At 55.9% G+C, this 1,907-nt stretch carries 2 protein-coding genes; both read left to right on the plus strand.

Features of this window, described 5'->3' with window-relative positions; genetic code table 11:
• The coding region (locus tag CG471_RS30925; RefSeq protein WP_218964307.1) for a hypothetical protein at positions 1 to 185 on the plus strand (185 nt) is incomplete at its 5' end.
• An 862-nt stretch (positions 186 to 1,047) separates the two neighbouring features.
• Positions 1,048 to 1,554: a MucR family transcriptional regulator gene (locus CG471_RS29715; RefSeq protein WP_099234655.1), complete on the plus strand. Its 507-nt coding sequence runs from the start codon at positions 1,048 to 1,050 to the stop codon at positions 1,552 to 1,554.
• Positions 1,555 to 1,907 lie beyond the last annotated feature (353 nt).

Genomic DNA, 1,907 nt, shown 5'->3' on the forward strand with positions numbered 1-1,907 from the left:
GTAGGGGGCGGAAAAAAGCGGGTCAAGGAACGTTCTCCATGACGATTGCCGGCGCCATGCCGGAGATGGCATGGCACCAGCAATCGATATGCGGTGCGACCCGTTGGAGCTTGATTCTTCTGTTCTGTTTAATCGATTGTTTACGAAGTGAAACGAATGTCAGCAATCATGATGTTGATATGTAATTTATCGGAATTGCCTAAACCATCCCGGAGACTTCATCTGCGTCAATGCTCTCAAAATCTCCGGGATGCTCCATCTCGCAGCTGCACCTGCGCTTGGAAAGAAACATATTGAATACAGATGTGTAATGAGAATTCGAAGTCCGCGCTACGTCGGAACATGATCGTTCGTGGCACATTCGCAGGCAATCAACAAGCGATTCATTGACGAATAGGCTTGATTATTACAGATGTAAAAATGGCCAATCAGTCCCAGCCGCCGGAAGCGCTGGGCATTGTCAGGGGAGAGGATAGGCGATGGTCGAGGCGTTCGGCTAATGCGGTGATCCGTGAAGTGCGAAGTCGATCTTGCTTAAGCGGCGCTGAACCGCTGCCTTAAGGCACAGGCTTTCGGTCCTGAGAGGGTGGCGGCACTTTGGCTTATGGTGGCTGTGCGATATCGACCAGGGCGGCCTGCCTTGGCTGCGGCGGCGATCCTATTGTGCCTGGTGGATGCTGCTGTCGACGGATGTTGACCCTTCCAGCGGGCGGTCGCGTCCATGCCGGCACGTTCAATGGGGTGCGAAAGCATCAGGGCGACGGCCAATGCGACAGGAATGGGCTCTTTCCATAGCATTGAGCGGTCCTGGCTGGCGGCATTGCTCGCCGGATGGCCGCGATATGATGTGAATAAAGATATTATGATATGATCGTTATTTTAGGAATGATGTAAAATGTATACAATTTATAGTTATCGAGGATCGATAGTTTGCGAATGATTTTCAAATTAATATCGTTTTAACGAAACTGTTGTCAATTTAACGAGGAAACGATATTCCAATGATGGCGAATGCTGGTCGGGCTTGGCGAGGATAGAAATCCGGACATGACAAATGCAAGTGTTGAAAAAGACTCCCTGGTTGGTCTGACGGCGAGCATCGTCTCGGCCAATGTTTCCAACAGTCCCGTTGGAACCCATGACCTGTGTGACATGATCCTGAGCGTGCATTCCGCCCTGTCGAGCCTGGCGACGACCGGCGCCGTGCCGATGGCCGCAGTCGAGGCGGCGCGTCGTGAACCGGCCGTGCCGATCGAGGAATCGATCCAGCATGATTTCATCGTCTGTCTGGAAGACGGCAAGAAGCTGAAGACGCTCAAGCGCCATTTGCGCGCCAAATATCAGATGAGCCCGGAAGAGTATCGCGCCAAGTGGGGGCTGCCGATCGATTATCCGATGGCCGCGCCCAGCTATCTCGATCAGCGCCGGCAGATGGCGCACAAGATCGGCCTGGGCCTGCGTCCCAAGTCGGGCAGGAGCAAGGGTGATGACGGGGCGGTCTCTGCCGCCGCTGAAAAGCGCGAAGCGCCTGCGCGCCGCCGCAAGGCGAACTGACCCCTGGACGCCGCACTGGCCCTTCAAGTCGGTGTCAGTGCGGCCAGTCCAGCGCGCGATGCGACGCGAAGTTTGCGCGACCGTCTGTCTGCGTCAAAGGCGGCACGTATAAGTCGGCCTTTATCCGACGGGATCAGGTAAAGCTGGAATTGGAATCGATTCCGTAGCCGATTTTTGAGTGCGGCGCTCAGCTGATTTCGACCAAGTGCGGACATTCCTCCCCGGAACGGGGGGGGGGCAGCGCGAAGCGCTGACGGAGGGGCAAGAGCCTATTAGTGCTGCGCTATTGGGCCTGTGCCCCTCCACCACTCGCTGCGCGAGTGGTCCCCCTCCCCGTACCGGGGAGGAATGTC

Source organism: Sphingobium sp. IP1, assembly GCF_002708645.1.
GTDB lineage: Bacteria > Pseudomonadota > Alphaproteobacteria > Sphingomonadales > Sphingomonadaceae > Sphingobium > Sphingobium yanoikuyae.